Source organism: bacterium (assembly GCA_022616075.1).
Taxonomy (GTDB): Bacteria; Acidobacteriota; HRBIN11; order JAKEFK01; family JAKEFK01; genus JAKEFK01.
In genome coordinates, this window is record JAKEFK010000388.1 from 1 (window position 1) to 5295 (window position 5295).

The following is a 5295-nucleotide window of genomic DNA, read 5'->3' on the forward strand; positions in this document are numbered from 1 at the left end:
GATCAGAAGCTGGCATGGAAAACGAAAGGCTTCATCGTTCTCAACTACCGTTTGCAGGAACGGAATCTAAAGACACTTTACAACGTGACTCATGAACAAATGCAGCAGGTCATTGCCGAACGCCTTGACGATGTAGACAAACACCTGCGATCTGCGGAGGAAGCATTCAGCAAGCTCACTTCCGACCGCCTTACAGGAAACCGGTTGCTCGAATTCTTCAATCCTTTGCTAAATTCGAACGCGCAATCGCTGGAGTATTTCCTGCAGGATCCACTTTCTACGCATTACCTGTCTGAATACCTCGTTGACACCGACATGGATGTGCAAGGACGCTACGTGTACTTCAATGGGCGATTTTACGGAACGATCGCAGTGCTGGACTACAGCTTGAACGTCCGGAGCGATTTCTACAAGGTTCTGCTCAGCAGTTATCCAATGCAATTTACGGTTTGCGCAAAGTTTAACGGCCTTACCTCAGGTGAGCAGGACACACTGCTAAGGAGAAGACAGCGGATTTTCTACAGCGCGCGTTCAACCGCGCTAACCGGTGTTCCCGATCCGAGGGCTGACTTGCAAGCAGCTCAGATGGAAGAAGTACAGATCCAACAATACGCACGTGGCGAAAGGATTTTTGATACACAAATCATCCTGATGCAATCAGCCGAAAGTCCCGAAGAACTGGAAAAGAACCAAAACGAGCTGATATCCAAGATCCGGTTATTAGGCTTTACACCGCTTCGCCCACTTTTCGGTACGGGCACATTGTTTTTCAGTTGCCTCCCTCCGGCGCCGATTTACAAATCGCTCAACCGGCGGACGACTACAAGTGTTGCTACTCATCTGCTTCCAATTCATCTGACCGTTGCCAATCAGAATTTGCACGATGCCGATGCCGTATTTGTAGACCGAACAGGCACACCTGATGGATTCCGCGTCTTTGATGAAGCGCGAGTGAACCAGCACGCGATCATCACAGGTAGTTCAGGCCAGGGTAAAACTCTGCTTGGCGAATGGCTTCTTGAATCGCACATAGCCAGGCATCCTGGCGAAACAGCAATAACGGTGATCGATCTTGGAGTGGTTCAGGGCGGATCTTACCGGACTCTTGTAGATGAAAATGGCGGTGAATATTTTCCGCTGGATTACAACACGGAAGTCGGTTTCGACATCATGAGCCGTGTGCGGCGGAATCCGGAAAACAAAGCGGAGTTGAACTTTGTCGCATACCTGATTCAAGAGATGACTGCGGATCCAAAAGCACGAACGGAGGGGCGCCCAGGAATCACAATTACTCAGTCAGAAGCTTACGAGCTTTTAAGGGCGTTTGCGTCAAATACAAAACCGGAAGACATCAACCTCGAAAACTTCATTTACCGGTACACACTGCGCGCGGAATTCGAAGAGTGCATGGGGCGACTGGGAAACTTTTTCTTTAATCCCAAAGTGGTGAATCTGGAAAATCCATTGATCTGTTTTGACTTCCAATCTCTATCACGGGACAGACACCTGGTAAGCCTTCTGAGCTACTTTCTCATGCAGAATGTATGGTTGTCCGTAACGGACGAGCGTTATAAATACAAATTCCTTCTTGTCGATGAGCTGGGACTGATCATCGACAACCCGATGATCGCATCCTGGCTGGAGCAGCTCATCCGCGCCGGACGCAAGGCCGGACTCGCAGTCTGGTTGATATCACAGCAATTGAAAGATATCGCGAAATCCCCACATGCTCCCGCTCTTGTGGATAACTGCGCCGAAACTTTGCTGATGAAACAAGGTTACTGCGACCTGATGGGAAGTCTCAATATCACGGCAGATGACTGGCAGGAAATTGCGCCAAACAGCGAGCCACGTGTTTTTTCGGAGTTCTTGCGAACCGGTATCAATATCGACCGTCTGATTATCCCGCCGTCTTACTTAATCCGCAGACACACGGATTACCTGGATCGATTCCACCTTGCAGAACAAAAAGTGGAAAAACAAAAAGATCATGCATCACAGGAGGTGTTAGCATGATGAAGCGAATCATTGCAATCGTTGTGCTCATTGCCTATTCCGCGGGAGCCGCGCTAGTGCAAGCCGGAGATCATTCTGTGGAAAGCTCGCTTGCAGCCTTTGATAGTCTCCCGGCTGAAATGATGGCGCAGGCGTTACAGCTCCAGGGCCTGAACACGGGCGATCCGTTAGCACTTACACAATTGGCAGCTCCTGGCTCGATTAACTTTGTCATCCCGTCTGAAATTGTAGCCCTAATCGAGATGATTATTATCGCAAAACAAATTTGGGGGACATTCAACGAGCTGAAAAGTTATTGGGAGAAGTTGTACGGTTCCGTAAAGTATGTCTTAACCAAACAATTCTGGGTTGCACAGATCCTCGATCCGCTCAAGTCCTGTCTTCCAAAAGGCGGACTGTTCTTTGAATCCTGGCCTCCGGATCCTACGCTCGAAGATATTAAAGAATTTTTGGCTTTCATCGCCGGCCAAAAACCTTATCTGGAGTGCTCCTCCGCACTTCAAAACCAGCTCACAGAAATGATTGGAGGAATTCCACAGGTCTACGACATCAATGGAGACGTGATCCCTTCCCCCAACTTCGGGCGAAGAAGCTGGCAGATATATGAAGCGGCAAACAATGCCCCGAAGCAAGTTGCAGCTGCAAGAAATTCAGTTCCCACAATTGTGGCTGACGCCGACCGCATCAGAAACGCAATCACGCTTGGAGAAAACATTCCCAAAAACATCGCCATGGCTTCGGGATCGATTTTAAGAGCAACCGCATCAGAAACGGAACTTGAGGCAACGCGTGTGGCTTTGGCTGCGCAGGATGCAATTGAGGAACTCGCTGCCCAGAAAGCGCTGGAAGAAGCGTCGAGTGCGTCGATGCAAATGTTCGGCCTAGTTCCTCAGATTCTTGTAACGGGAAGTCAAGACCAGCCATGAAAAAAGTGATCTGTTTCCTCTTAATGTTCTCGATTCTTGGAATGCAGTTAGAAGGTGCCAGTTCATCGGGCCTTTCCACGATGGATAGAACAGTTGAAGCAAGTTCTCTGTCTGCCGGTGGGATCTTGGGCTTTGTCGATCCCTACTGGTTCCTGAAAGAACCGCTGTGGCAGGAGATCCTTTCATATTTCTTTCTCTTCAAAGATCTATTGGGCGACGCCTACGACTACTGGCATATGCTGAAGGGAATCGCAAACTTCTTCAGCCATCCGTTTGATTTTCTCCACATCTGGGCACAGGATTGGCTCACCAACTGCACACCACAAATCCAGCTGCCAGATTATTTCGATACCTTCCTGGATTTCGTGTCCGGGAAGTCGCCATTTGTTTGTTGCGATAAAGGCATTATGGATTTCTTGCTAAACGACCTGGCAGGAGGCCCTATTCACTGGTTTGATCCAAAAACAGGTGAAATCGTGGTTTCACCAACAAACAACTTTTACGCCACGCAGCGATACGAAGCCGCGAAAGCCTTGACAAGCTTAGGGCCAGACCGTGCCGAGTTAAAGAAGGCCACCGAAAAAGGAAAAGAGATTCAGGAACGGGTGTATACGGACGACCAAAATGCCGCTGCAGCGACACTGGAGGCATTGGATGGACTCCTGAAAGTGGAGGCGATCCGGATGGATCTCAAAAGCAGTGATGTGATGCTTGCCGCTCTTGAGCGCCAGAAGAAACTCCGTGGACAAACCTTTCTCGAAATGTCCAACTCAGCCGCAATTGTTGGAATCTTCGGGGCAGATTCCGCAGGGAGCCCGGGTGACAGTGCGAATGCAGCCGGTTATCAAAACCTCTTCGAGTAACTCATGCGTAGAAGTATTGCAACAACGATTCTAACGGTAATCATTCTGCTTGCTGCTTTCAACATTCCATCCTATGCTGCCAGTTGTCTCGGCAACCCCACCGATCTTCTCCGCGACTGGACAGATACTACAACCTGGAAGAGCTCGATCGACTCCTCTTCTTTTTTGAATTACGCCAAAGGTCTCTTTGCCGCCTTACTGGCCATCTCAGTATTCATGCAATTTCTGGATTACCTCGCCGGGCGGCTGGATATCAAAGGAGCACTAACGAGGATCCTGGTCATCTCAGTGCTCCTGAACTCGTACGCCGCAACTGATAATTTCCGCTACGTGATCCGTGATGGCGCAAATAATCTCGGCATGTGGATTCGGGGCGGTTCCGGACCGGAGGCGCTGCTATCCAATATCGGGCAGATTTTCAGCGGAGCCATCGGAACAAACAAAGGAGAAGGAATATTCGCAGGCATCTGGGACAGCTTTGAAACTGCAGCTCGCCTCATATTCACGATTCCGGGCTGGATTACCGTCATCTTTGTATTCACTTCATGTCTTGTCGCGATCATCTCCTATGTGATTGATGCCGGACAAATCCTTCTTCTTTTCATGTTGGATGTGATTGGTCCGTTTTGTCTGGCGCTCGGAGTTTTTGAGTCTACACAGAGGATCGCATGGGGGTGGGCACTGCGATGGCTGGAGATCTGTCTGTGGCCAGTAATTTATTCAGCCTTCATGTTTGCAATCATCGCCGGATACAAGAGCATCCTTGTCTATGTCCCGATTGCCTGGATTACGAATCCCCTAACAGAAGGAAAGTGCAACTTGCTGGCAATGTTTTTAAGCATCGTGCTCGGTGTGGTGTCACTCTTCATGCTGGTAAGTGTCCCTTCGATGGCGTCAAGCATCGTTGGAGCGAGATCATCGGGATTTTATCGTGGCGTTTCGCTCGCGGTTGGCTTCGTTCCGGTCATTCTTCGAAGTTACGTTACTCGCGGAGTTAAAAAAATATGACGGGACGGAAACGCATCTTCATATTTCTGTTTCTCGCAAATATTGTTCTCCTGGCTGCAGGCTCAGCATCGGCAGACTCGCCACCGGTCAACAATAATTGCGGCTTTGAGGTGATCGATATTACCAGTGAAGCCGGAAAGATTTTTAGCAATCGTGTGGATTCGATCCTGGATCAATTGTATGGCAGAAGCCCGGGACCTCTTACGGCGTTAATCCCATCGCTCTTCGTAATCGCAATATTCAGTCTTTTTCTTGACTACCTGAAAGGACGGCTGGAGCTGATTTCTTTCATGACCAGAATTTTTATCGTCCTGGTGCTACTCGGCTATTACAATGCTGGCGATAAATGGAACTATCTCAACATTATTCAAAACACGACAAGGTGATGTCCTACAATTCCTGTAAAAAGTCCTTTTATTAAGAGAGAGCTTTTCTTTTTTGAAAAAGAAAGAGGGTGTATCGTTCCTCTTGTAAGAAGAACA

Annotated in this window: 5 protein-coding genes; all 5 read left to right on the plus strand. The window is 48.8% G+C overall.

Translation table 11 applies throughout. From position 1 onward, the window contains the following. Positions 1-2016: hypothetical protein (locus L0156_29850; protein ID MCI0607208.1), on the plus strand; the 2016-nt coding region annotated here is incomplete at its 5' end. Further along, the gene (locus tag L0156_29855; GenBank protein MCI0607209.1) at positions 2013-2942 is read left to right on the plus strand and encodes a hypothetical protein; all 930 of its coding nucleotides are present in this window, start codon (positions 2013-2015) and stop codon (positions 2940-2942) included. The genes L0156_29850 and L0156_29855, both read left to right, overlap by 4 nt. Further along, positions 2939-3805: a hypothetical protein gene (locus tag L0156_29860; GenBank protein MCI0607210.1), complete on the plus strand. Its 867-nt coding sequence runs from the start codon at positions 2939-2941 to the stop codon at positions 3803-3805. Before L0156_29855 ends, L0156_29860 begins: the two co-directional genes overlap by 4 nt. Before the next feature lie 3 nt (positions 3806-3808). Continuing rightward, positions 3809-4813 (plus strand): hypothetical protein, encoded by a 1005-nt coding sequence (locus L0156_29865; protein ID MCI0607211.1) that lies wholly within the window; start codon positions 3809-3811, stop codon positions 4811-4813. After that, positions 4810-5199 (plus strand): hypothetical protein, encoded by a 390-nt coding sequence (locus L0156_29870; GenBank protein ID MCI0607212.1) that lies wholly within the window; start codon positions 4810-4812, stop codon positions 5197-5199. Before L0156_29865 ends, L0156_29870 begins: the two co-directional genes overlap by 4 nt. Positions 5200-5295 lie beyond the last annotated feature (96 nt).